This is a genomic window from Rickettsia endosymbiont of Cantharis rufa (assembly GCF_964026445.1).
In the GTDB taxonomy this organism is placed as follows: Bacteria; Pseudomonadota; Alphaproteobacteria; order Rickettsiales; family Rickettsiaceae; genus Rickettsia.
Genome location: NZ_OZ032150.1, coordinates 55240 through 81459, shown reverse-complemented (window position 1 = coordinate 81459; position 26220 = coordinate 55240). Strand labels below are relative to the sequence as shown.

Genomic DNA, 26220 nt, shown 5'->3' with positions numbered 1-26220 from the left:
TATTTACATCAATTTAATAAAAATAATTTCAAAAAATTAATATTTAATATCTTAATTTAAACTTTTGCTTCTATACTAGTTAAGTAATGTTAATATAAAAAGCTAAATATTATGCCTAAAGAAAAAACAGGTGATAATAAACCACATCCAAGAATGGATATGCAGGCAATGCTAGATTGTCAAGAACACGAGTTAAACCAAGCAAAAAAATAGCAAGCAAAACCTGCAAAACCAAGAATGGAGATGCAGACAACGTTAGATCGGCAGTGTCCCCCGTATTGCAGCTTAGCATGAATAGTCTATAATCCTCAAACAGTAATAAGAGAGAATTATAGTTAAGGAGTTATGGCAAGAATAGATGTTAAGTGTAGATATTGTAACGACACAGAAAAAGTAGTAAAGGCGGGATATTCAATTTCAAAACAACAGAGATATCAATGCAAGCAGTGTAATCGATATTTTTAACTGTAATATATTAATAATGCCTCTAAGCCTGGAGTCAAGACTCAGATAGTAGATATGTCAATCAATGGCTCTGGAGTTAGGGATACAGTAAGAGTATTAAAAGTGGGTATCAATACGGTTATCCGTGTTTTAAAAAAATCTAGCGTTAAAAAAGATAAATCATTCTATCAATACGATAGAAGTAATTATTGCTCCTGAAATAGATGAACAATGGTCTTATGTACAGAATAAATCCAAACAAAGATGGCTTTGATATTCTTTGGATAAGATTTTGTTAAAAGTAGTTGCTTATACTTTTGGTACAAGATGTGATAGCACATCAGAATCATTACTGAAAAAAACTGGAGGATTTTAAGGTTACTTTTTACTTTACAGATGGATAGGGAAGTTATGCTAGGTTATTAGATCCCAAAAAACACATTGTTAGTAAAAAATATACTCAACGGATAGAACGGAGGGCCGCACCTCCATTTTGCAGATGTGGGTATTAAATGCTATACGTTCAATAAGAGTTCCGATGACTTTATCATGAATATCCAATGACTTGGAAAAACAAATTGTTTTACGTGTCAGTCTTTTGCATCTTGTTCTAAGATTTAAGTTACCCCGTTCTATCCGTTGAGTATATTTTTTACTAACAATGTGTTTTTTGGGATCTAATAACCTAGCATAACTTCCCTATCCATCTGTAAAGTAAAAAGTAACCTTAAAATCCTCCAGTTTTTTTCAGTAATGATTCTGATGTGCTATCACATCTTGTACCAAAAGTATAAGCAACTACTTTTAACAAAATCTTATCCAAAGAATATCAAAGCCATCTTTGTTTGGATTTATTCTGTACATAAGGCCATTGTTCATCTATTTCAGGAGCAATAATTACTTCTATCGTATTGATAGAATGATTTATCTTTTTTAACGCTAGATTTTTTTAAAACACGGATAACCGTATTGATACCCACTTTTAATACTCTTACTGTATCCCTAACTCCAGAGCCATTGATTGACATATCTACTATCTGAGCCTTGACTCCAGGCTTAGAGGCATTATTAATATATTACAGTTAAAAATATCGATTACACTGCTTGCATTGATATCTCTGTTGTTTTGAAATTGAATATCCCGCCTTTACTACTTTTTCTGTGTCGTTACAATATCTACACTTAACATCTATTCTTGATCTACACTTAACATATATTCTTGCCATAACTCCTTAACTATAATTCTCTCTTATTACTGTTTGAGGATTATAGACTATTCATGCTAAGCTGCAATACGGGGGCACGACCTGCTAGGTTATTAGATCCCAAAAAACACATTGTTAGTAAAAAATATACTCAACGGATAGAACGGGGTAACTTAAATCTTAGAACAAGATGCAAAAGACTGACACGTAAAACAATTTGTTTTTCCAAGTCATTGGATATTCATGATAAAGTCATCGGGACTCTTATTGAACGTATAGCATTTAATACCCACATCTGTAAAATGGAGGCACGATCGTTAGATCGTGTAAAAACAATGATACAGGATCTTAAAAATCATTACCTACAAAATCGAAAGATTCTAAAGGTTATGTAGAACGATTTAAACAAGCGATTACAAAATTTAATAATAAAGGGAATTCAAGATAGTCTCTTAGACCTAATTATTAAATAAACGCCTAGCAAAAGTAGTGGTATAGATAAAATCTGTCCCATAGTTATGCTATCTAAAATAAACCCGATTTGCACGTCAGGCTCTCTAAATATTTCAATAATTATTCGGAAAAGAGCATAAAGTGTTAAAAATAGCCCTGAGTTTAAAGCATATTTTTCAAGTGTTTTGTGCTTAAATGTTGCGTATGCTAAAATACAAAATAATACTAAACCTTCAAAAAAAGCTTCATATAATTGACTAGGGTGACGGGGCTGTAAATAACTATTTGGAAAAATAATACCAAAAGAAGAATCTGTAATGCGTCCATATAATTCACCGTTAATAAAATTAGCGATTCTACCTAAAAATAATCCGATAGGTACTACCGGTGCTATTATGTCCGTGAGACTTAAAAAATTAATTTTATATTTTCGACAAAACAAATAAGCGGCAATAATTACTCCTAAAGCTCCGCCATGGAAAGACATCCCGCCTTCATAAGTTTTTAAGATATCTATTGGGTTCGAAAAATATCTAGAAGGGTTATATAATAAAACAAATCCTAATCTACCCCCGACTATTATTCCTATGACGGCATAAGTAATGAAATCTTCTAGATTTTTTTTGGTAATTTGAGGTTTAAATTTTTCTATAATTTTGTTTGCATAGAACCAACCTAGTAAAATTCCTACTACATATGAAAGGGAATACCAAGATATAGCAAATGGACCTATAGCAAAAATAATTGGATTAATATTAGGAAATGTCATAGATAAATAAGTTATTTAGTTCTTTTGAGTTAAAATTATTGATAAAAATAAAATTTTTAGTAATAATAAAAAAGATTTATATTTTATAATAATGATGATAGGTAAAATATGCAATATTTAATGGATCTATATCATACCTCAAGTACGGAGTTAGTATTATTATTTGTTATGTTAGTATCCCTTATACCGGTGATATTTCTAATTAAAAGATTAATTTTTATTCCTATAAAAAATTATTTAGCTAGACATCATTATGATGATTATGAAAGGATGCTAAAAAAATATCCTATATTTCGTTACTTATTACACACTTTATTAGCAATTTACTTTGTATGTTGGGGAAATATTTTTCATCCTACTTCTTTTAAAGCGCATGTATTACTCGGAATCAAAGATACTGTAGTAATCTTATATACTAGTATACCTGTGACGTTGTTATTATTAACGCTTATAGATGCTTTTGCAGATCTGTATCACAATAGGATCAAAGCCGTTACAAAAAATGCACCGCTTAGCTTATATTTTCAAATACTAAAAATTATTGTTATAATTATCGCTGTAATGGTAACTATTTCATATGTATTAAATATTTCGCTTAGTGCATTTTTAACAAGTTTAGGTGCAGCCGCGGCTATTTTAACATTTGTTTTCAAAGATACTGTTTTAGGATTACTTGCAAGCTTGCAACTAACTACTCAAGAAATTATTAATATTGGAGACTGGGTACGTATAGGGGAAATTGAAGGAACAGTTGAAAAAATTACTATTTCTGTAGTAACAATTAGGAATTTTGATCAATCTATTTCTACAGCTCCTACTTACAGCATTTTAAATTCTAACGTAACTAATTATCGAGGAATTAGTGAATCAGGAGCAAGAAGGGTAAAGAGAGTGTTTAATATTAATATGACAACTATTAACTTCTGTGACGCTACTATTTTAAAAGAACTAAAAAAATCTCCTTATATATCAAATGATGTAATAGATAAAATCACTCTTGATAAAGAAGAGAAGGATTTAACTAATATAAAGCTATTCAAATTATACGTTCAGGAATATCTAAAAAATAATCCGGCAGTTTATACCGAAGGATTTACTTTTTTAGTAAGACAACTTGAACCTACAATTAACGGGTTGCCTGTAGAAATATATATCTTCATTAAAGAAGTGAATTTAGTAGGTTATGAAAATATACAAGACAATATTTCTGAACATTTAATTTCTATACTTCCTGAATTTAAATTAAAAATATTTCAGAATGTAGGAGTGGTATAATATATCCGAAGTAAAATGAAAAGTAGTAAAAATAAAAAAATAAATTAAATCTTTTTAGAAATCTTCGCAGAGCCTAAGATGGGAGGGAAGTAGCCTTTCATCCTGGATATTTACTACTTTTGAAAGAAAAGAAGTATTATATACTACTTGATTATTTTCTCTAAATGCTTTAAAACTTAAAGCTTTAAAAATATGAAAATTTAAGACCTAGGAATGAATAATAATATAATTAATTTAATAGCCGCTATTGTACTATCTTTAAGTATAATTTTCGGTTGGCAATATTTTGTCGTAAAACCTGAACAAAAAAAACAGCAACAGCAACTAGCAGCGCAGAAAGTAGAAAATTTAAAGAAGCAAAAGTTAAAAGCTTTAGTTGAGCCTGCATCTGATATTGTTGTTCAAGAAGAAAAGGGGGGGCGGCGTATTAAAATAGAATCTGAATCGCTCACCGGCTCTATTTCATTAAAAGGGCTTAGATTTGATGATTTAATATTAAAAAAATATAAGCAAGATTTATCTAAAGATAGCCCTGATGTGGTATTATTTTCACCTACTAATACCGAGAATTCTTATTTTGCCGAAATTGGCTTAGTTAGTAATTTATCTAGTGCAAAACTTCCTAATAACGATACTATATGGAATAGTGACGGTGAAATATTAGGTCCTGAAAAGCCCGTTAATTTATTTTGGGTTAATGAAGACAGAGTTAAGTTTTTAGTTACTATCACGGTCGATAAAAACTATTTATTTACTATAGAACAAACCATCGTTAATAATAGCGATGAAGAACTTTCTGTGCAATCTTACGGTTTAATAAACCGTAAATATACTTCTGTTGAAAAAGCGGTGAATATATTACATCAAGGACCTATCGGTTGTATAGATGAAAGCCTTAAAGAATATTCATATGATGATATTAAAGATAAGAAAAGCGAGAAATTTGCAGTAGGTAAGGTTGATTGGATAGGAATTACCGATAAATATTGGTTGTCTGCATTAATTCCCGATAAATCAAGTAATTATAGTTCAAATTTTAATTATGTTCTTAAACAAGGCATTGAAAAATATCAAGTAGATTTTATTTCACCGGTACAAATAATAAAACCCGGCGAAAATTTTTCCATTAAAAGCAGAATTTTTGCCGGAGCAAAAAAAGTAGACTTACTCGATAAATATGAAAAACAATATGATATTAAATTATTCGATAGAGCTATTGATTTCGGTTGGTTCTATGTAATTACTAAACCGGTCTTCTACGCCATGAATTTTTTCTATGGTTATGTCGGTAATTTTGGGATTAGTATATTAATCGTTACGGTTATAATTAAGCTGCTAATGTTCACTTTAGCCAATAAATCTTATCGTTCGATGAAAAAAATGAAAAATTTACAGCCGGAAATCGATAGGATAAAAAATTTATACAGTGGTGATAAAGCACGTTTAAATCAAGAAATTATGGCTTTATATAAGAAAGAAAAAGTAAATCCGGTAGCAGGTTGTTTGCCTATACTTGTTCAAATACCCGTATTTTTCTCTATATATAAAGTATTGTATGTAACTATTGAAATGCGACAAGCTCCGTTTTATGGCTGGATTAAAGACTTGTCCGCGCCTGACCCCACTACTATTTTTAATTTATTCGGCTTATTGCCATTCTCGCCGCCGTCATTTTTAACGATTGGAGCATGGCCTATTTTAATGGCTACCACTATGTTCTTACAGCAAAGAATGAGTCCTGAACCTGCGGACCCCGTGCAAGCTCAAGTAATGAAATTTATGCCGTTAGTTTTTTTAGTGATGTTTAGTAGTTTTCCTGTAGGACTTTTAATATATTGGTCTTGGAATAATATTTTATCTATAATACAACAATACTATATTAATAAATTTAACTAAAGCGAATAGCGAATTATTGCATAATCCGCTATTCGTTATAAAATTGTTTTTTTTAGTAAAAACTAATAATTTCTTTACTGAATATAATAATATATTATTTAGAAATCGGGGTGATTACGTCAAGCGTCAATTTCTACAACTTTTAAATCAATAGAAAATATTTTATTGGCGATAATGAATTAATGAGAATAGACAAAAATTTACCTAATTATCTGACTATTGCTCGAATAATGGTAATTCCGGTTATTATATTGGCATTTTACGTAAATAATCCGCTTGCACGTAAATTAGGGGCGCTATTATTTGTTTTAGCTAGTATTACGGATTTTTTTGACGGTTATATTGCAAGAAGATATAATTTAGTTACGAGCTTTGGTAAGATGTTTGACCCTATAGCAGATAAGCTACTCGTAGGCTGTGCTATCATAATGCTACTAAAAAAAGATAATATAGATGAAATACCGTGTTTATTGATTTTAGCACGAGAGTTTTTAGTTAGCGGTCTTCGAGAGTTTTTAGCTTTAGTAAAAGTTAGTGTGCCTGTATCAAGACTTGCTAAGGTAAAAACTTTTTTACAAATGTTTGCTTTATCGATATTGATATTGGGCTCAAAGGGTTCAGGCATTATTTATTTAGATATAGTAGGAGAAATAATTTTGTGGATTGCTGCTTTTCTAACAATCATCACAGGTTATTCTTATTTTAAAGCATGTAAGAAATATTTTTAAATAGGATAGTTTTATGATATATGTAAAATATGTAATTTTGGGATTAATTATGGTGTCTAGCTTAAATCTTTACGCTGCTAACAAAGATATAATTGCTGATAAAAAAGTTATAAAGGTAGAAGTAAGTAAAGAGCATTTAAAAACATTAAACGAAGCCTCTACTCTTTTAATTAGCTGTGTAGATTTTAGGTTAATAGATGAAACCGATAAATTAATGAAACAGTTGGGGTTAGAAGATAATTTTGATAAAGTATCACTGCCCGGTGCATCGCTTGCACTCGTCAACGAGAAATATACTTACTGGGGAAAAACAATAGAAGATACAATAGGAATTTTACAGCAGTTACATAATATTAAACAAATTGTGTTCCTTGACCATAGAGATTGCGGAGCTTATAAGATACTTGTAGGTCAAGAATATTTAAAAACACGTGAAAAAGAAACGACAGAGCATACAAAAATTTTAAATAAAGCACGTAACATAATCAGAGAAAAATTCCCCCAATTAAAGGTTTATACTTTCTTAATGGGTGTTGACGGTGTAGTAGAGCAGATTTATGAAAAGAGTGAATAAGCTGTTATTTAATGGTATTGCTTGTATAGATACCAAAACCGTCATTGCGAGGAAAATTACGAAGTAATTGACGGAACAACCTCAAGAGTTTGTTATTATTTCATATGTAATAGCTGAGATTCAATCTTACATTTAGTAAAATAAGATAAGTATTAAATAGAGGATTAGAAATGAATCTAAATCAAAAAATAATAAAGCCAAAAATAGGATTACTGGGATTAGCTAGGAGTCTTGGAAGTATATCGTCAGCGTGTAAAGCTATGGGATACAGCAGGGACAGTTATTATAGGTTCAAAGAGCTATATGAAACTGGGGGAGAAGAGGCGTTATATGAGATTAGCCGGAAGAAGCCAATTATAGCAAATAGAGTTGATCCTGCGGTAGAGAGAGCAGTATTAGATATGGCGGTAGAATACCCAGCTTATGGTCAGATGCGAGTATCAAATGAGCTTAAAAAGACTGGTATTCTTGTATCACCTGGGGGGTTAGATCAATTTGGCTACGTAATGATTTAAATAATATCAATAAAAGACTTAAAGCATTAGAAGTAAAAATGGCTCAGGATGGTATTGTTCTTACCGAAGCTCAGTTACAAGTATTAGAGAAACGGCGTAGCGAGAAAGAAGCTCATGGAGAAATAGATACACAGCATCCAGATTATCTAGGATGCCAAGACACATATTATGTAGGTAATTTTAAAGGTATAGACAAGGTATATTCTCAGGTATTTATTGATAGCTATACTAGGGTTACAGATGCTAAATTATATACTGATAAAACAGCTCTTACCGCTACTGACATGCTTAATGATAGAGTACTGCCGTGGTATGAGAGTCAGCAAATACCAGTACTTCGTATTCTAACTGATAGAGGTGGTAAATATAAGGGCAATATAGAGTATCATGCTTTTGAATTGTTCTTAAGCATTGAGGGTATTGAGTATACTACTACTAAAGCATATTCTCCTCAAACAAATGGTATGTGTGAACGCTTTAATAAAACTATAAAACAAGAATTCTTTGATACAGCTATGCGTAAAAAGATTTATACTGATCTTGATGATCTACAACTAGATCTTGATATTTGGTTAGAGCATTACAATAACGAAAGATCACATTCCGGTAAATATCGCTATGGTAAAACGCCTATGCAGGCTTTTATGGATAGTAAAAAGTTAGATGTTGAAAAGAATAACGAAATCTTATATCTTGAATACTCATCTGACAGTCATAACTTATCAGACATTCAGATATAGTTTTTATAGTGTCTGTAGGATTAGATCTTGATTTCTACAGTTTATACTCCTCTCTTGATAATCAACTTACATTTAATAAAATAGCCGCAAAATATAAAGACCTTGAACTAAAATTTAATAATACAGGAGAGGATGAAATCTCATATCTGCTTAGCCTTAAGGATATACCTGGTGATTACAATGAAGATTCTAGCAATATATTAGGTGCTTGTTATAATTCTTCAGACTATACGAAAACTATAGAATAAACAAAAATTTAATATCTCTTAATACAATTTAATAGACAAGCTAAAATGAGGTGTTAGTATAAAACTAAATATATATTTAATTATGCATTAGATATGAAAAATGATCATATTTCTGAAGATACCAAAAAAATCGCCGATCAAATAAAAGATGCATTAATGGGTATTAGTGACGATCTTGTACTTGAGAGTAAAGAAGTAGAAGAAATTTTTGAAGAATTAAGTCAAAATGAAGAGTTTGAGTATGAGATAGAGCGGGTACTTGCTATCTTAAATGAACAGATTATGGATTTGACTCAACTTCAAAGCCAAATTATCTTATTAATCCGTAAATATTTAGGTAAAACTAAAAACTTAAAGCTTAAAATGCTTAAAATGGATGAGAATCTCATTAACAAGAATGTTGCCGAAGTCAGTAATTATTTAATGCATCAACATTCTAAAATCGTTAGAGATGCTAATAAAAACCTCGCAAACCCAAAAGATAAATTACAAGGCATAACGCGGCAAGCTAAAATAGACTTAAAGCGTTTAATAAAAAGCTTTGCCGTTTATCAAGTTTATATGTTTATGAATCCAAAAAGAATAGCAGGCGAAACGAAGGTAATGAATTTTGCTTATAATATGATCAGAGGCGGGATGAAACTCGCTAAAAAATATGAAGGTGGCAAGAAAAAAGATATTAAATCATATTCTCCTAAACTTATTAAAAAACTTGAAAAAGCTCATACCGGCTTTAAAAAAAGCGGCGGTATATCAATTTAACTATTGTATATTTTTATAAAGATTTTATTCTGTGTAGAAATCAAGATCTAATCCTACAGACACTATAAAAACTATATCTGAATGTCTGATAAGTTATGACTGTCAGATGAGTATTCAAGATATAAGATTTCGTTATTCTTTTCAACATCTAACTTTTTACTATCCATAAAAGTCTGCATAGGCGTTTTACCATAGCGATATTTACCGGAATGTGATCTTTCGTTATTGTAATGCTCTAACCAAATATCAAGATCTAGTTGTAGATCATCAAGATCAGTATAAATCTTTTTACGCATAGCTGTATCAAAGAATTCTTGTTTTATAGTTTTATTAAAGCGTTCACACATACCATTTGTTTGAGGAGAATATGCTTTAGTAGTAGTATACTCAATACCCTCAATGCTTAAGAACAATTCAAAAGCATGATACTCTATATTGCCCTTATATTTACCACCTCTATCAGTTAGAATACGAAGTACTGGTATTTGCTGACTCTCATACCACGGCAGTACTCTATCATTAAGCATGTCAGTAGCGGTAAGAGCTGTTTTATCAGTATATAATTTAGCATCTGTAACCCTAGTATAGCTATCAATAAATACCTGAGAATATACCTTGTCTATACCTTTAAAATTACCTACATAATATGTGTCTTGGCATCCTAGATAATCTGGATGCTGTGTATCTATTTCTCCATGAGCTTCTTTCTCGCTACGCCGTTTCTCTAATACTTGTAACTGAGCTTCGGTAAGAACAATACCATCCTGAGCCATTTTTACTTCTAATGCTTTAAGTCTTTTATTGATATTATTTAAATCATTACGTAGCCAAATTGATCTAACCCCCCAGGTGATACAAGAATACCAGTCTTTTTAAGCTCATTTGATACTCGCATCTGACCATAAGCTGGGTATTCTACCGCCATATCTAATACTGCTCTCTCTACCGCAGGATCAACTCTATTTGCTATAATTGGCTTCTTCCGGCTAATCTCATATAACGCCTCTTCTCCTCCAGTTTCATATAGCTCTTTGAACATATAATAACTGTCCCTGCTGTATCCCATAGCTTTACACGCTGACGATATACTTCCAAGACTCCTAGCTAATCCCAGTAATCCTATTTTTGGTCGCGCCCCCGTATTGCAGCTTAGCATGAATAGTCTATAATCCTCAAACAGTAATAAGAGAGAATTATAGTTAAGGAGTTATGGCAAGAATATATGTTAAGTGTAGATCAAGAATAGATGTTAAGTGTAGATATTGTAACGACACAGAAAAAGTAGTAAAGGCGGGATATTCAATTTCAAAACAACAGAGATATCAATGCAAGCAGTGTAATCGATATTTTTAACTGTAATATATTAATAATGCCTCTAAGCCTGGAGTCAAGACTCAGATAGTAGATATGTCAATCAATGGCTCTGGAGTTAGGGATACAGTAAGAGTATTAAAAGTGGGTATCAATACGGTTATCCGTGTTTTAAAAAAATCTAGCGTTAAAAAAGATAAATCATTCTATCAATACGATAGAAGTAATTATTGCTCCTGAAATAGATGAACAATGGTCTTATGTACAGAATAAATCCAAACAAAGATGGCTTTGATATTCTTTGGATAAGATTTTGTTAAAAGTAGTTGCTTATACTTTTGGTACAAGATGTGATAGCACATCAGAATCATTACTGAAAAAAACTGGAGGATTTTAAGGTTACTTTTTACTTTACAGATGGATGGGGAAGTTATGCTAGGTTATTAGATCCCAAAAAACACATTGTTAGTAAAAAATATACTCAACGGATAGAACGGGGTAACTTAAATCTTAGAACAAGATGCAAAAGACTGACACGTAAAACAATTTGTTTTTCCAAGTCATTGGATATTCATGATAAAGTCATCGGAACTCTTATTGAACGTATAGCATTTAATACCCACATCTGCAAAATGGAGGTGCGGCCCTTTTGCCTTCGGATGTCTTAAAGCTTTTTTTATACGTAATATTTAACTTATTTAATGCTTTATGTATCCCTGATTTACTAACTCCTAACCGCTCAGCCCTTTCATATTGGTATGCATCACTATATTACTCTACGCCTACCTTCAATCTATCAAGCGGTATTTTTGTTGAATCTTTATTTCTACTTCTTAAGGGCGATATTCTTTTTGTCCATACAAATACTCTATTCTTTCCTATTCCAAAACGTTTTGATATTGATGCAAAACTCATCTTCTTTTTTTCTTGATTGCTGAAACTTTCTTTCTAAAGTCTACTGAATATGTTATTACAATGATTTATTTTAATTACTCCATCTTATTGTAACTGCTTTATAGAGGTTTGGTTATATACCGCTTTGCCTCATATTCCGCATGATTTGCCTGTTTAAACCTTTCGTCTCGCCGAGTAATATTGCGGCTGCAAAATTCCCTTTATCCTTACCTAGCTCCCCTATTAAATTATTATAAATATAAGAACGCGCTCTATAAATAAAAACTATCAAAATTTGTCTCAAGGCGCTCTATAATTTGCGGCTCGACATCGCATAGCCGTTTGCTCCTATATCAGATAAATAAGTATAAATCCGAAGTCATACCCCGCGGGGAATATACTATTTTGCGGCTTATAGAGCTTAGTGAGCAAAGTAATCCGATCATTTGCCCTAATTTCCTGTATATATTTCTTCGGTATACTAATCTTTATTTTTCTTAAATTATTATCGATTTTCTGTATCCCTAATTCATTTAATACCACTTGCCCTTCTGTAATAGTTGGTCTATCGATTCTATATTACCGCTAATTTTAGTGATTATCGATTTATAAAGCATCTCACTGCGCAAATTTGCCACACGATATTTAGAGATAAATATGCCAAAAATATAGGCAATAATCAGCTTAAAAAAAGAATTGTAAAAATATATCAGAATTTCTTCTATAAGTTAAAATCAAAAAGAGAAAGAAAATAGTGAAAATTACTTTGAATGAAAGCTCAAAATCAAGCGAAAAATAAACAATAATACCACAAATAAAACTAACGAAATACCAAGTATTTAAATTATTATACTCTGCTTCCAAAGTTATTTTAAAATATTGTGGTATTTTTAATCAAAAGTTGAAAACGCACTATATGTTATATTTTCAATAATTAGAGCAAGATTTCTTATAATTAAGAGTTAAGATGGATTAACTTATATATTGCTCTTTATTAACTTACTTATTATAATGCCGAAGTTTATATAAATAAATATTAATTTTAATTGAGGTATTTGTAATGAGTAAGTTAATAGAACAAAACCAACCAAAAAAATCAAGATTTTTAAAATATTCTCTCTTTGCCTCTATTTCAGTAGGAGCAATAATTGCAATGCCTTTTGAAGGAATGGCGAGTAATGGCAGCACAGAAAGCCTAGTAAGTTTAAGCGAAGAAGATCATAGTAACTCTATAAAGAATGACAATGTTATCAACATATTAAAAAATCGTCCTAAATCTTTTGGTGCTAGTAATAATAAGAGAAAAAGACCTCCTGCTAGAAGCAAAACATTTGTAGGCAGTGAAAAAATAGAACAAAGTCAAGATACTTATACTTCTGAACCGACAGCGCAAACGCTTCAAAAACCAGAGATTATAATAACAGCATCTTCGTCTACTGTTAGCCCAGCTTCAAATAGTTTTGCTACTGCATCTACTATCCAAAATACTACCCTATTATCAGCTCCACAATCACCGGAACATATTTATCAAAATACACCGCCAAGTACTACGGTATCATCACCGAGTACTTCATATCAGCCTACTCCAAAATCTAAACCAAATGATGGTGTAAGGGCTAATACATCGCAAAAGCCAAAGGTGGCACGAAAGATATTGTTTAGCGAGCCGCAACAGACAGTACAATTTAGTAAACCAGCAGCTCCTCCGAAGCCGATAGTATCTGTGCAATTTTCTACAAAAAGAATCAGTACTGAAGTTGCAGCGAAAATGGTAAATAATATATCACGAGTTAATGAGACGATAGGAATCAAGTTAGCTGAAGTAGAATCAGCAATTAAAAATACCCAAGGAAGAGAAAATAAAAAATCATTGCAGAAGTTGCATAAGCAGCTAACTTCATCACAAAAAACAATAGAAACACTAAAGTCAAAAGCTGAAGAGATAGAAAAAAAAATAAGAATACTATCTGATAAAAATAATAATTTAGCTGACCTTAGCAAAGGAGCAAGGTTAAAAAACGATCAAGAGCGAATGGTATATAAAATAAAAATATGTAAGAATGAAAACAAAGTAAAGAAACTTGAAGAAGAGTTAACAAGTAAAAACAATGAAGCAGATGAGTTATCTCAAAAAATATATATTTCAGTAAATAAGGTAGTTTTAACAGAACCTCAAGACAAAGCTCCGGTTACAGAGATACCGAAAGCTGGAATATTCCTAAATCAGCAGCAACAACTAGATGTATTTGCTCAACAGCAGAGGGTCGATGCTGCTAGACAAGCTGAAGTTAGTAGAAAGAAAGCAGGAGCAGATAAAGTAAGAAAAAATAGTGCGAGATACAAAGATCTGATAAATGGAAACAAGGGAGCTCAATTAGAACAAAATCAACAACATGTTGCTGTAGAAAAAACAAAAAAGCAGCAACAAGCAGGGAATAAGCAAAGATCAGGAGGAGAAAAGGAAAAAAAAGAAGAAAATCAGCGAAAAGAAAAAGCGCGAGATATAGTGAATATCAGGGAAGATATTGTAGCGAAAATGCAGCAAATATTAAATACTGGTACAACATTACAAATAACATTGCATAAGCTACAAGAATTAAAAGCAGAAGCTATAGAAGATAAAAAGAAAAAACAAGAAGCACGAAAGCTGTTATCAGAAATAAAAAAACAAGAAAAAGCTATAAAAACAGCAGCAGATCAAGCTCAGGGAATATTAAAAAAAGCGGAAGAAGAAACAAGTAGAACAGGGATACAAAAGCTGCAAACAAAAATGAACGGTTATTATGAAACAGTAACAAATGGTAAGATTGCCGTAGATATACAAAATCTAGAGAGATTATTTCTTACTCCGTCAACAACTTCTTCTGCTACGACTATTCCTACTTATCAGAATCAGCAACAGCCAAAAGTAGAACCAGTGATACCCTTAACACCTGAAGTTCAAAAAATTCTAAATAACCAGGAGAATGACGGGTACGAAGTGCCAATACAAGGTAAGCAGCAAACTTATACAACATCATTGTCGACAGACCCTAAAAGTATGGACTCGGGCTTTGCGAGCAGAGCTTCAGATACTGGGTTTAGTTCAAACCATAATAGTAATAAAGCATACAATTTTGAAGAAAAATCAGAAGTGTTACAAACGGCGACTACGGATGAAAGCTTGAGATCTAAGAAAAATTGGAAATATTCTGCACCATATTCCTCAAGTTCAGAGTTTGACAAAAAGCAATTAGAGTATTTAGATTTAGCTGACAACATATCTACTCAAAATCCAAAACAATCTGATATATTAGAAGCTCTTGATTTAATAACACCAAAACAAAAGACAACGGCTGCTAAAAGTGACTCATTTAGGAAAAGTAATGTAAGTGGGGGTATTCCGGAGATACAACAATCGCAGTCAGAAAAAATACATACTGAAACTTTAGATATGCAGAATGATCTAGGGCTAGATTCACATTCACAAGAAGGATGTTTTGATTCAGGCTTTTTTAGGAGTTTAGAAAGTCAAAATTTGTCGTCAGCTTATGATTTCGAGCCACCAGCGAGTTGTAGTGCAGCGTATAACCAAAGAATGAATACGAACGCTAAAGATGCACCTCAAGAAACTTTAACTGAAAACTCAGCTTCTAGTGAGAAAAAACAAGGTAGTGTAGTAAAGGGAGCTGTATCAGAAGTAGGATCAATTTTGCAAACAAATGATGCAGAGAACAGAGAAAGGAAAAGGGACGGGGAAACTTCAAAGCAAAGTACAGTAGATCAAGAGGTTGGATTTGGACAAGATTTGGGAAATGAGTATCATAAGGAGTCTGGTTTAAGTATAGATAGTAGGTTAATAAAAAAAGCAACTCACCTTATAAGCTTGTTAGATGCAAAGAGAACCGAAATACAGCAAACAACCAGTCCTTTACAGCAAAAATCACTTAATTCTGCTTTACGAGAAATAGAAAATGATTACCAAGAAGCAATTAAAATCTCTCAAGAATTACAACAAAGATTAATACATAAACCGGAAAATGCAAAAGCATATAATGCAAAAGCAGAAAAAAAATTGGACGATATTAAAAACAGAGCGGATAAACATTTTAATAATATAGAAACAGATGCGGATGTTGGATTTAATCCAAATTGGGGTAAAGGTACATATTATACACAAATTGGGAAAGAACTTTCGTTTGAATTGTCTGCTTTGAAAGCTTTCGGGTATCAAAATAATATTAATCAGATATTAAGCGATGTTGCTAGAGCAGATAGTATAAAACGCCCTATATTATTTCAGAATCTACTAAAAGATTTAGAAAAAAGAAATCAGGAGGCTGAGGAGGTAGCAAAGCAAGCCATGTTGGATGCAAAAAATAATCCAGATGATAATAAAGCAAGAGAGCAAGTAGCATTATTGGATGAATTATTGTATAACTATAATAAGGATATAAAATTAGTTAAAAAAGCTTCAGAGGATAACAAAGAGAAGAATAGGGAGAATAATAATGTACGAAAACCGTTAGAATATTTGGACCTCGCACTTAAAGCAAAGCTTGCACCTCTAAGAGAATATGATGATTTAGATGAGGACTTCAAAAAAGTGACTGCTTCTAAGAAAGATGCTGAAGCAGAATATCATGCATCACGTAATCAAAATCCAAATACAGACTCAGATAATGATCCAGAACTTACGAAGTCAGCTACAAAACATGCGGATCTAGAGAAAGAACAGTTACAGCTAGAACAAGAGATGAAACCAAGTATGGAAGGACATACATCTTATTTGTTTGATGATGAGGTTTATTCATCCCCAAATAGGTCGGGGTTTTCACGACCACAAGACACAGATGCGATATATGCTGCATTTGATTCGCCAAATAATGGAAACAACTATTCAGCTGAGGATAAACCGGTATTTTCACGTTCATCTTCGGTTAGTATAAGCAGTATACTTAGCGATGCAGGGTCAAATCTACCCCGCTCATCTTCAGTTAGTAGCTTAAATAATTCAAGTAGCCCTAATATTATGGAATTAGGGGAATTAGAATCTAAACATGAAAAAATAGCCAATGATTATAAAGCTAAGGAATTAGAATTAGATACCCTAAAGCAAGATGATCCAAAATTTGAGGAGTTAATGCTCGAAGTCTTCAAAATGTCAAAAGACAAGATTTGGTTAGAAGGGGAGATAAAGCGTCTAGATACGGAATCTAAATCTGAGGAAGCTGAGAGTAAGTCGGTATTTTCACGTTCATCTTCGGTTAGTATAAGCAGTATACTTAGCGATGCAGGGTCAAATCTACCCCGCTCATCTTCAGTTAATAGCCTAAACAGCTTATCTAGTGACAAGGACTTATCATGCGATAACACAGGAGATATAGGAGTAGGTCATAGATATGGAGCCGAGGATAGCTGTTCAACTCCAGACCAGTCATGTTCAAAGACAGCCAATATTAGCAATAAAAATCCAAATGAAGTTAAATTAGCTCTTCTACGGACATATCAAATGGCAGTAACAGTTAAAAGGCAAGAACTGGAACAATTACCAAGTACAAGCTCGGGAGCTAATCAAAACGCTCAGCAGATTAAAAAGCTGAAAGAAGAAGAAGTAACTATGCATGATGCTATAAATGCCTGTATAACAGATCCATCAAAATTAAATGATGTTTCTCTTGAAGAAATAAACGAAGCACTTAAGAAATTGAGTTCGGGAATTCCCGAATCAATTATTAATGTCTTTGGATCCAGAACTCAGAAAGATCCTGAAGATTTAGCGTCGAGTGGCAAATCGGAATCTACCTTACCTACCGAAGGTGAAGAGTCAGAAGACAAAGAAGTGACAGACGTAAGTAGAGAATTACCTTTATTACCTGTATCAAGTAATGATTGCGCATTACCATTAGGTGACGGTAGCAAAGACGAGGAAGGTGATGAAGGTTATAATTCAGGCTTTGAAGAGGAAGAAGGGACAATTGAGCAATTATCCGATTCTGACGGGAGTAACCCTGAAACAACAGCAATTGATAAGGCTATTTCTCTTGAACAGAAAGCAAATAAAGAAATGCAAACGCAAATTTCAGAAAACGCTCCTACTTTGAATCAGGCGAAAGTTGTTAATAGTATTGTAAACAATATGATTCGTAGTAGATTAGATGCATCTATAAATATGTCTAATAATATGGTAGCAGTAGGAGCCGGTGATGAAGAAGAAGTTCGTATTAAAAGGGGCTTATGGGTGCGTGGTATGTATGGTATCAACAACCATGGGCGAGTAGAGAATATCAACGGCTATAGAGGGGCTAATAAAGGTGCTACTATCGGGTTTGATGTTGAAATCGACAATAATATTGTAGGTATAGCTTACAGTAATGTTCATTCGGTATTTAAGTTTAAAAATAATAAAAATAATGACAAAGAAATTATTGATAGCCATGTAGTTTCTATTTACGGACAAAAAGAATTACCGAAAGATTTTGCACTACAAGCTTTAGTATCTGCTTCTAAAAACTTTATTAAGGATAAGACAACTTATTCATACGGCGATAATAAAATTAGAAGTAATATAAAGCATCGTAATCATAGTTATAATGCGGAAGCATTACTGAATTATAATTATCTCGTTAAAAATAATCTCGTTATTACTCCAAATATCGGTTTAAGATACGGTAAGTCACGAGACGGGGTATATAATGAAACCGGTATTAACGTACAAGAAATAGCTCTTACAATGAAAGAGAATAACATATTGTCTGGAATTGTCGGCACTAAAGTTAAAGTACCTTTGAAAGATGCTTTAAAATTTAATAATTCAGGGCTAACATTTCAAGGAGCGGTAGAACATAATTTTAAAGAAAAGACCCAAAAAATAAATAGAGTCGTTAAAATATTTGATACTGAATTTAAGCAAAATTATGCAATACCGAAACAACCGAAAACATCCTATAATTTAGGAACAGGTATTATGGGCAGTATCAAAAATACTATCATTTCTTTGGATTATAATTATTATCTAAATAAACATTATCGAAGTCATCAAGGTAGTGTTAAGCTTAAGGTAAACCTATAATTTTTATACTTGCAATATTCGCAAAGGTGTTGTATAAAATTTCTAACTTACTGTCGTGCCGTGGTCATAACCACGGTATGACACGATTTTAATACATCTACTTGCCTATTTTAAAATTAAGGCCCCTTCGTCTAGCGGTTAGGACACCACCCTTTCACGGTGGGAACACGGGTTCGAGTCCCGTAGGGGTCACCATTCTATATTTTCCTATAAACTCATAATCTCAAATAATCTAATTTTAAATTCAGAATAAAAATAATAATTGAGAGTAGTAACTTATTAATTTATCATATCTCATAAAAATGTGGTTGAAAACACAAAATCATAGTTCGATTGATGTTATACAACCAATAAAATTTTATGAAGTATGCTCGATCAATTTGAAAAATTGGCTGCGTCGTCTTTGTAAGTCCTCCGGTCCTCACGTATTATTATACGCTGCGGTCCTCGGTTTACAGACCGATTACTCTTTTCCAAGTTGGTCTTCGTATACTACTCTTCATTTACTTGTAGTATATACTTATGAAAGCAAATGTGTTTTCTTTAAAAAATTCGGTTAATGCAAGTGACTATCAAACAATTATAGCGTGTCTAGAACAGAATGTCCCTTCATTTGTTCATCTAGATTTTAGCAAGCTATTTTTAACGTTTCCGCAGTTAGAGAAAATAGTCGCTAAAATCCAAAATAATAATTTTATTGGTAATGTGAGTTGGGGTAAAGATGATGCAGCTATAGTTTTCCAGAAAGTTAATAATAGACGATATTAACAGTAGGGATAAAAATGCCGGATATAGAGCCAAAGATATATCCAGCTGAATTTAAAGAATCAGAGATTAGATTAGCTATTGAGTCTAAGCAACCTTTTGCTCAAGCAGCTAGAGAACTAGGAATTACGAAGTATAGTCTATATAATTGGGTTAATAAACATTCAAAACTCAAGGAAGTAATGAGATATGAAGAACATCTGTATGATGAATTAAGGAGATTGAAGAAGAACTAGATAGAGTAACACAAGAACGTGATCTATTTGTAATAGCTGAGATTCAATCTTACATTTAGTAAAATAAGATAAGTATTAAATAGAGGATTAGAAATGAATCTAAATCAAAAAATAATAAAGCCAAAAATAGGATTACTGGGATTAGCTAGGAGTCTTGGAAGTATATCGTCAGCGTGTAAAGCTATGGGATACAGCAGGGACAGTTATTATATGTTCAAAGAGCTATATGAAACTGGAGGAGAAGAGGCGTTATATGAGATTAGCCGGAAGAAGCCAATTATAGCAAATAGAGTTGATCCTGCGGTAGAGAGAGCAGTATTAGATATGGCGGTAGAATACCCAGCTTATGGTCAGATGCGAGTATCAAATGAGCTTAAAAAGACTGGTATTCTTGTATCACCTGGGGGGTTAGATCAATTTGGCTACGTAATGATTTAAATAATATCAATAAAAGACTTAAAGCATTAGAAGTAAAAATGGCTCAGGATGGTATTGTTCTTACCGAAGCTCAGTTACAAGTATTAGAGAAACGGCGTAGCGAGAAAGAAGCTCATGGAGAAATAGATACACAGCATCCAGATTATCTAGGATGCCAAGACACATATTATGTAGGTAATTTTAAAGGTATAGACAAGGTATATTCTCAGGTATTTATTGATAGCTATACTAGGGTTACAGATGCTAAATTATATACTGATAAAACAGCTCTTACCGCTACTGACATGCTTAATGATAGAGTACTGCCGTGGTATGAGAGTCAGCAAATACCAGTACTTCGTATTCTAACTGATAGAGGTGGTAAATATAAGGGCAATATAGAGTATCATGCTTTTGAATTGTTCTTAAGCATTGAGGGTATTGAGTATACTACTACTAAAGCATATTCTCCTCAAACAAATGGTATGTGTGAACGCTTTAATAAAACTATGAAACAAGAATTCTTTGATACAGCTATGCGTAAAAAGATTTATACTGATCTTGATGATCTACAACTAGATCTTGATATTTGGTTAGAGCATTACAATAACGAAAGATCACATTCCGGTAAATATCGCTATGGTAAAACGCCTATGCAGGCTTTTATGGATAGTAAAAAGTTAGATGTTGAAAAGAATAACGAAATCTTATATCTTGAATACTCATCTGACAGTCATAACTTATCAGACATTCAGATATAGTTTTTATAGTGTCTGTAGGATTAGATCTTGATTTCTACAGGTAAACCTATTTCTATCCCTGTGTGCTAGGCTAGTATTTTGGGGATAGGGACAGTCTATTCAAAATCTTATTTATTTAACAAAGCCCTTTTTTCTCGCTACGCCGTTTCTCTAATACTTGTAACTGAGCTTCGGTAAGAACAATACCATCCTGAGCCATTTTTACTTCTAATGCTTTAAGTCTTTTATTGATATTATTTAAATCATTACGTAGCCAAATTGATCTAACCCCCCAGGTGATACAAGAATACCAGTCTTTTTAAGCTCATTTGATACTCGCATCTGACCATAAGCTGGGTATTCTACCGCCATATCTAATACTACTCTCTCTACCGCAGGATCAACTCTATTTGCTATAATTGGCTTCTTCCGGCTAATCTCATATAACGCCTCTTCTCCCCCAGTTTCATATAGCTCTTTGAACCTATAATAACTGTCCCTGCTGTATCCCATAGCTTTACACGCTGACGATATACTTCCAAGACTCCTAGCTAATCCCAGTAATCCTATTTTTGGCTTTATTATTTTTTGATTTAGATTCATCTCTAATCCTCTATTTAATACTTATCTTATTTTACTAAATGTAAGATTGAATCTCAGCTATTACAATTGATCCGCGCAACAATTCTCACTCGCAATATCCATAATCTATACCGAGAAAGAATTACCGCAGCCGCATTTTGCTTTAGCTTGTGGATTACTCACGTTGAAATATGAACTGCCGAGTTCTTCAATAAAATCTAGAGTACAATCCAGCATAAATTTTTGAGAAATAGGGTCGATAATAATTGTAGCATTATATTTAGTAACAACGTGGTCATCTTTTTCTATACTATCTTTTGGGACTAATTCATAATTATACATTAGACCTGAGCAGCCACCGCTATCAACCGAAACTCGCAGTACTAAATTCTTATCCTTTTCTAGCTCTATTAACTCACGTGTTCGCTGAAAAGCTCTATCCGTAATTGTTATCGTCACTTAAAATTACCTTGTAAAAGTCTTGTAAATTATATAGTATAATGAATATTTTTTCAAGTCGGTGTTGTGGTGTAGCTACCAAACCGTCATTGCGAGCAGCCGTAGGCTGCGTGGCAATCTTATGAAATAATAACAAACTCCTGAGATTGCTTCGTCAATTGCTATGCAATTTCCTCGCAATGACGAAAAGTTAGAACCACACCTCAACGCCTTTCAAAATAAAGGATAATGATGCTAGCTTCATATGCTTCCGATCCGCTGAAAAGCAGAGGTAGATTATACAGGGAAATTCCGACCTCCTATAGGAATGAATTTGAACGTGATCGTGATCGCATCATTCATACTAATGCGTTTAGGCGTTTGCAATATAAAACTCAGGTTTTTATTAATCACGAGGGAGATCATTATAGAAATAGATTAACCCACTCCTTAGAGGTTTCAACTGTTGCACGTTCGGTTGCCAATACTTTAAATTTATCTAGTGATTTAGCTGAAACAATAGCACTTGCTCACGATCTTGGGCATACGCCTTTCGGTCATGCAGGCGAGAGAGCTTTAAATGAATGTATGAAAGAATATAACGGCTTTTCCCATAATGCTCAATCTTTAAAGATACTAACATTACTTGAAAAAAGATATGTGGCTTATAACGGAGTCAATTTAACATGGGAAGTTTTAGAAGGAATCGTAAAACATAACGGGCCTATATTAGGCGAGATAAATGAATATATAGCAGAGTATAATAAGCAAAATGATTTAGAACTTGATACTTATGCATCAGCAGAGGCTCAAATAGCAGCACTTGCTGATGATATTAGTTATATTTCGCATGATTTGGAAGATAGTATTGGTGCTAAAATTATCGATTTTAATAGTCTTGCTGAGCTTAAATATATTGATCAACATGTTTTTGAACTCAAGTCAAAGTTTAAGAATATTAGCTCTTCATGTCTGATTTATGAGGTAGTACGTAAGCTTATGCATGAATTGATTACCGATTTATTATGGCAAACAAAAGAAAATTTAAATAAAGAAAAAATTACTGACATAGACGAGATACGTAACTTGAATTATCAGGTAGTGGATTTTACCGAAAAAACTAATGAGCGTATCAGAGAAATTAAAAAATTCTTGAACGAGAGGGTGTATAGAAGTAATAAAATTACAGCAATCAGTCTTAAATGTACTAAAACTGTACAAGGTTTGTTTAAGGTTTATATGGATGATATTAATTTATTGCCGATTAATTGGAAGATGCTAATAGACTCTAATGAAACATATAGTAAAGCTAGAATTATAACAGATTATATAGCAGGTATGACAGACCGTTTTGCCATTCAGGAATATAATCAGCTCTGCTCGACTTCTTACATAACTTGCTTCTAAGGGTAATTTGTGCGTCGAACCGGTACTTACATCCTCACGTACTAGAGTGTACGCCGCGGTACTGCGTTCCGTGTCTCCTACAAATTCCTCCGTATTAGCGAGCGTTTGTAAGAGGTCTATTCTCTGAATTTTAACAATATTTAAAACTTAGTCATGAATATATTTAATCAATTAAAACAAGATATAATTGCAGCAAGTCAGCAATTATATAACAATCAAGAAATAGCAAAGAATGCTACTATTGAAACTCCAAAAGATAATTTTAACGGAGATTTATCAAGTAATATTGCAATGATCATTGCTTCTAAAGAAAATACTTCTCCTAGGGAAGTGGCTTTAAAGTTTAAAGAAATACTTATAACATTACCTTATATTGCAAGTATAGAAATAGCGGGACCTGGTTTTATTAATTTTACTATAAAAGCCGAAAGTTGGCAGATAGCAATTAAGAATATTCTACAGCACGAAGAAAAATTTTTTGAAATTGATATAGATAAGAATAAAAATATTAATATCGAGTATGTTTCGGCAAATCCCACGGGTCCAATGCATATAGGGCATGCTAGGGGTGCGGTATATGGCGATGTGCTAGCAAGAATTTTGCAAAAGGTAGGCTATACTGTTGCAAAAGAATATTATGTTAATGATGCCGGCTCGCAAATAAATGATTTAGTTAGTACGGTATTACTACGTTATAAAGAGGCTTTAGGCGAAAAAATTATTATCCCTGTCGGTTTATATCCGGGAGAATATTTAATTCCGGTTGGACAAATTTTAGCGAAAGAATACGGTAATAAATTATTAACGATGGGTGAAGCAGAAAGGTTTAAAATAGTCAAAAATTTTGCTGTAGAAAAGATGCTTGATTTAAATAGAAAAGATTTGGCAGATTTAGGTATTAAACATGATATATTTTTCTCTGAACAATCATTGCATGATAAAGGCGAAATAAAGAAAACAGTTAGATTACTGGACTGTATGGGGCTAATTTATGAAGGTACGTTACCTGCTCCTAAAGGTAAAGTTCACGAGGAATGGGATAACAGAGTTCAAAAATTGTTTAAATCTACCAACTATGGTGATAGTCAAGATCGTCCTATAGAAAAAGCTGATGGAAGTTGGTCGTATTTTGCTTCCGACCTTGCATATGCTAAGGATAAAATAGATAGAGGGGCTAATCATTTAATCTACGTACTTGGTGCCGATCATAGCGGATATGTTAAAAGAATTGAGGCAATTGTCAGAGCTTTGGGTAAGGAGCAGGTTAAAGTAGACGTTAAAATTTGTCAATTGGTCAATTTTGTTGAAAACGGTGTATCGGTTAAAATGTCAAAGCGTCTTGGGAGTTTTGCTAGTGTACAAGATGTAAATCATGAGGTGGGGAAAGATATCATAAGATTTATCATGTTAACAAGGCAAAATGATAAACCGCTTGATTTTGATTTAGTAAAAGTGAAGGAACAATCAAGAGAAAATCCTATCTTCTATGTACAATATGGACATGTTAGAGCAATATCAATTTTATCAAAAGCCGTGGAATTAATGCCGGAATCTTATAATGACTTTGAAGCCGGCAAGTATGATTTATCTTTATTATCATCAGAAGAAGAAATTGAGATCATAAAACTTTTGGCTAGCTGGACAAAAACATTAGAAGCATCTGCAAAATATTTTGAACCGCATCGCATCGCATTTTATTTAATAAACTTAGCTTCAAAATTTCATGCTATATGGAATTTCGGTAAAGAAAATAGCGATTACAGATTTGTAATTGAAGACAATAAAGAATTAACTACCGCTCGTCTTGCTCTTGCTAAAGCTATACAAAAAGTTATAGCTAGTGGCCTTGAAGTGATAGGTGTAGAACCAATGAATAGAATGTAATTGTATACTGATTATGCCATTCCCGCGAAAGTGGGAATCCACTAATTAGAAGATATAAATACAACAAATTTTTAGATCTAAAATCTCGCTTTATGGTGGATTCCTGCTTTCGCGGGAATGACATAGAATTACCTGAATTTTTATATATGATCAATAATATTTTTGTTAAAATATGTCTAGTATCCTTGGTATGTATATCTGGTATTTATTTTGCTTATCAATATTATCAGAATAGCAAGCCGGTAATTACTATTTATCCTGATGAGCTGCCTACAAAAATAAAACCGTCTATAGTAGAGAATAACCAAATAGCAGCAGTACATAGTACGATATATGAAAATCTTATTGCTAAAGATACAAATATTAAAACCGTAAAATTTCTTCCTGACCCTGAGAAACCTATGAATATAGACTCTCGTAACCAGAGTCAAAGTGATGAATCTTTTGATGAGATATCTAAACTTATTGCATTAATAGAGTCGAGTAATAACGCCAAAAATGAAACGGATTTAAATATAATAAAGCTTGAAAAAGGAAGTAAGGATAGGGTTAGTAATGCTAAAAATTGTAAAAATAATGAAAGTTATAAAGTACAACTAGGTTCGGTAAAATCTGAAGCAGAAGCAATAAAGGAAGGAGAAAGAATAAGAAAGAAGTTCCCAAAAATTCTTAAAAATGTTGTTATCACAACCAAAAAAGTTAAATATGACGACGGCAAATTTTTCTATTTAATCTTAGCCGGTAATTATGGTAGTCTTAGTCAAGCTAAAACAGTTTGTAAAAAGCTGGCATATAATAAGCAAAGTTGTGTGTTGAAGTAACACTTTAGTGTCATACCGTGATTTATTCACGGGATGACAAGAATAGAGAAATGATACTAGGAGTC

The 26220-nt window shown here is 32.7% G+C and carries 23 protein-coding genes, 1 tRNA gene and 5 pseudogenes; 20 read left to right on the top strand and 9 right to left on the bottom strand.

The genetic code is table 11. The features are described from left to right. Positions 1-345: 345 nt before the first annotated feature. From AAGD46_RS08435 to AAGD46_RS08430, 3 genes are read left to right on the top strand one after another with little or no spacing between them, the layout of a single operon-like run. On the top strand, positions 346-465 hold the full coding sequence (locus tag AAGD46_RS08435; protein ID WP_410525934.1) for an IS1 family transposase: 120 nt from the start codon (positions 346-348) through the stop codon (positions 463-465). Positions 466-519: 54 nt separating this feature from the next. Beyond that, positions 520-663, top strand: a complete 144-nt coding sequence (locus AAGD46_RS00455; protein WP_341786690.1) for an IS1-like element transposase — start codon at positions 520-522, stop codon at positions 661-663. Further along, positions 620-718, top strand: a complete 99-nt coding sequence (locus AAGD46_RS08430) for an IS1 family transposase (RefSeq protein ID WP_410525956.1) — start codon at positions 620-622, stop codon at positions 716-718. Before AAGD46_RS00455 ends, AAGD46_RS08430 begins: the two co-directional genes overlap by 44 nt. Before the next feature lie 170 nt (positions 719-888). On the opposite strand, the gene AAGD46_RS08425 is transcribed toward AAGD46_RS08430, so the two are convergent. From AAGD46_RS08425 to AAGD46_RS08415, 3 genes are all read right to left on the bottom strand, one after another. Further along, positions 889-1107 (bottom strand): IS1 family transposase, encoded by a 219-nt coding sequence (locus AAGD46_RS08425; protein WP_410526002.1) that lies wholly within the window; start codon positions 1105-1107, stop codon positions 889-891. Between the two features lie 166 nt (positions 1108-1273). Then, on the bottom strand, positions 1274-1327 hold the full coding sequence (locus AAGD46_RS08420) for a hypothetical protein (RefSeq protein ID WP_410525954.1): 54 nt from the start codon (positions 1325-1327) through the stop codon (positions 1274-1276). A 1-nt stretch (position 1328) separates the two neighbouring features. Beyond that, the gene (locus AAGD46_RS08415) at positions 1329-1472 is read right to left on the bottom strand and encodes an IS1-like element transposase (RefSeq protein WP_341786690.1); all 144 of its coding nucleotides are present in this window, start codon (positions 1470-1472) and stop codon (positions 1329-1331) included. 251 nt (positions 1473-1723) lie between these two features. Between AAGD46_RS08415 and AAGD46_RS08410 the strand changes: the two genes are divergently transcribed. Next, positions 1724-2044, top strand: coding sequence for an IS1 family transposase (locus AAGD46_RS08410; RefSeq protein ID WP_410525933.1), 321 nt, complete (start codon positions 1724-1726; stop codon positions 2042-2044). Between the two features lie 44 nt (positions 2045-2088). Here the strand turns inward: AAGD46_RS08410 and lgt are convergent, their stop codons facing one another. Continuing rightward, complete coding sequence (gene lgt / locus AAGD46_RS00440) at positions 2089-2871, bottom strand: prolipoprotein diacylglyceryl transferase (protein ID WP_341787338.1); 783 nt, start codon at positions 2869-2871, stop codon at positions 2089-2091. 108 nt (positions 2872-2979) lie between these two features. Between lgt and AAGD46_RS00435 the strand changes: the two genes are divergently transcribed. The 7 genes and pseudogenes from AAGD46_RS00435 (at position 2980) to AAGD46_RS00405 (ending at position 9609) form a co-directional block, all read left to right on the top strand. Continuing rightward, positions 2980-4146 carry a mechanosensitive ion channel domain-containing protein gene (locus AAGD46_RS00435; protein WP_341787337.1) on the top strand — a complete coding sequence of 389 codons (1167 nt, stop codon included), beginning with the start codon at positions 2980-2982 and terminating at the stop codon, positions 4144-4146. A gap of 213 nt (positions 4147-4359) precedes the next feature. Further along, entirely contained in the window at positions 4360-6042 is a 1683-nt protein-coding gene (yidC, locus tag AAGD46_RS00430; RefSeq protein ID WP_341787336.1) for a membrane protein insertase YidC, read from the top strand. A 182-nt stretch (positions 6043-6224) separates the two neighbouring features. Further along, complete coding sequence (gene pgsA / locus AAGD46_RS00425) at positions 6225-6770, top strand: CDP-diacylglycerol--glycerol-3-phosphate 3-phosphatidyltransferase (protein WP_341787335.1); 546 nt, start codon at positions 6225-6227, stop codon at positions 6768-6770. A 13-nt stretch (positions 6771-6783) separates the two neighbouring features. After that, a complete protein-coding gene (locus AAGD46_RS00420) occupies positions 6784-7344 on the top strand; it encodes a carbonic anhydrase (RefSeq protein WP_341787334.1) in 561 nt (186 codons plus the stop codon). Positions 7345-7514: 170 nt separating this feature from the next. After that, positions 7515-8599 (top strand): annotated as a pseudogene (locus tag AAGD46_RS00415) (IS481 family transposase). An 8-nt stretch (positions 8600-8607) separates the two neighbouring features. Next, the gene (locus AAGD46_RS00410; RefSeq protein WP_341787333.1) at positions 8608-8847 is read left to right on the top strand and encodes a hypothetical protein; all 240 of its coding nucleotides are present in this window, start codon (positions 8608-8610) and stop codon (positions 8845-8847) included. A gap of 93 nt (positions 8848-8940) precedes the next feature. Next, positions 8941-9609 carry a DUF5394 family protein gene (locus AAGD46_RS00405; RefSeq protein WP_341787332.1) on the top strand — a complete coding sequence of 223 codons (669 nt, stop codon included), beginning with the start codon at positions 8941-8943 and terminating at the stop codon, positions 9607-9609. A gap of 71 nt (positions 9610-9680) precedes the next feature. Here AAGD46_RS00405 and AAGD46_RS00400 read toward each other — a convergent pair. Further along, a pseudogene (locus tag AAGD46_RS00400) lies at positions 9681-10765 on the bottom strand (IS481 family transposase). A 53-nt stretch (positions 10766-10818) separates the two neighbouring features. Between AAGD46_RS00400 and AAGD46_RS00395 the strand changes: the two are divergent. Then, positions 10819-11588: pseudogene (locus tag AAGD46_RS00395) on the top strand (IS1 family transposase). Between the two features lie 103 nt (positions 11589-11691). Here the strand turns inward: AAGD46_RS00395 and AAGD46_RS00390 are convergent. Continuing rightward, positions 11692-11835, bottom strand: a complete 144-nt coding sequence (locus AAGD46_RS00390; protein ID WP_341787252.1) for a hypothetical protein — start codon at positions 11833-11835, stop codon at positions 11692-11694. Positions 11836-11947: 112 nt separating this feature from the next. After that, a complete protein-coding gene (locus AAGD46_RS00385; RefSeq protein WP_341787331.1) occupies positions 11948-12106 on the bottom strand; it encodes a hypothetical protein in 159 nt (52 codons plus the stop codon). A 768-nt stretch (positions 12107-12874) separates the two neighbouring features. Here AAGD46_RS00385 and AAGD46_RS00380 point away from each other — a divergent pair. The 5 genes and pseudogenes from AAGD46_RS00380 to AAGD46_RS00355 all read left to right on the top strand — a co-directional run bounded on the left by AAGD46_RS00380 (position 12875) and on the right by AAGD46_RS00355 (position 21044). Beyond that, positions 12875-18865, top strand: a complete 5991-nt coding sequence (locus AAGD46_RS00380; RefSeq protein WP_341787330.1) for an autotransporter outer membrane beta-barrel domain-containing protein — start codon at positions 12875-12877, stop codon at positions 18863-18865. Positions 18866-18985: 120 nt separating this feature from the next. Further along, positions 18986-19060, top strand: a tRNA-Glu gene (locus tag AAGD46_RS00375). Positions 19061-19387: 327 nt separating this feature from the next. Beyond that, positions 19388-19633, top strand: coding sequence for a hypothetical protein (locus AAGD46_RS00365; protein WP_341787328.1), 246 nt, complete (start codon positions 19388-19390; stop codon positions 19631-19633). 14 nt (positions 19634-19647) lie between these two features. Further along, positions 19648-19866 (top strand): transposase, encoded by a 219-nt coding sequence (locus AAGD46_RS00360; protein WP_341787327.1) that lies wholly within the window; start codon positions 19648-19650, stop codon positions 19864-19866. 93 nt (positions 19867-19959) lie between these two features. Then, positions 19960-21044 (top strand): annotated as a pseudogene (locus AAGD46_RS00355) (IS481 family transposase). 127 nt (positions 21045-21171) lie between these two features. Here AAGD46_RS00355 and AAGD46_RS00350 read toward each other — a convergent pair. Continuing rightward, a pseudogene (locus AAGD46_RS00350) lies at positions 21172-21626 on the bottom strand (helix-turn-helix domain-containing protein); the annotation flags it as partial. A gap of 105 nt (positions 21627-21731) precedes the next feature. Beyond that, the gene (locus AAGD46_RS00345) at positions 21732-22064 is read right to left on the bottom strand and encodes an iron-sulfur cluster assembly accessory protein (protein WP_341787326.1); all 333 of its coding nucleotides are present in this window, start codon (positions 22062-22064) and stop codon (positions 21732-21734) included. Between the two features lie 231 nt (positions 22065-22295). Here AAGD46_RS00345 and AAGD46_RS00340 point away from each other — a divergent pair, with 231 nt between their 5' ends. The 3 genes from AAGD46_RS00340 (at position 22296) to AAGD46_RS00325 (ending at position 26155) form a co-directional block, all read left to right on the top strand. Further along, entirely contained in the window at positions 22296-23450 is a 1155-nt protein-coding gene (locus AAGD46_RS00340) for a deoxyguanosinetriphosphate triphosphohydrolase (protein WP_341787959.1), read from the top strand. Between the two features lie 153 nt (positions 23451-23603). Then, positions 23604-25334: an arginine--tRNA ligase gene (gene argS / locus AAGD46_RS00330; protein WP_341787325.1), complete on the top strand. Its 1731-nt coding sequence runs from the start codon at positions 23604-23606 to the stop codon at positions 25332-25334. Between the two features lie 146 nt (positions 25335-25480). Next, positions 25481-26155 (top strand): SPOR domain-containing protein, encoded by a 675-nt coding sequence (locus AAGD46_RS00325; protein WP_341787958.1) that lies wholly within the window; start codon positions 25481-25483, stop codon positions 26153-26155. The last annotated feature ends 65 nt before the right edge of the window (positions 26156-26220 follow it).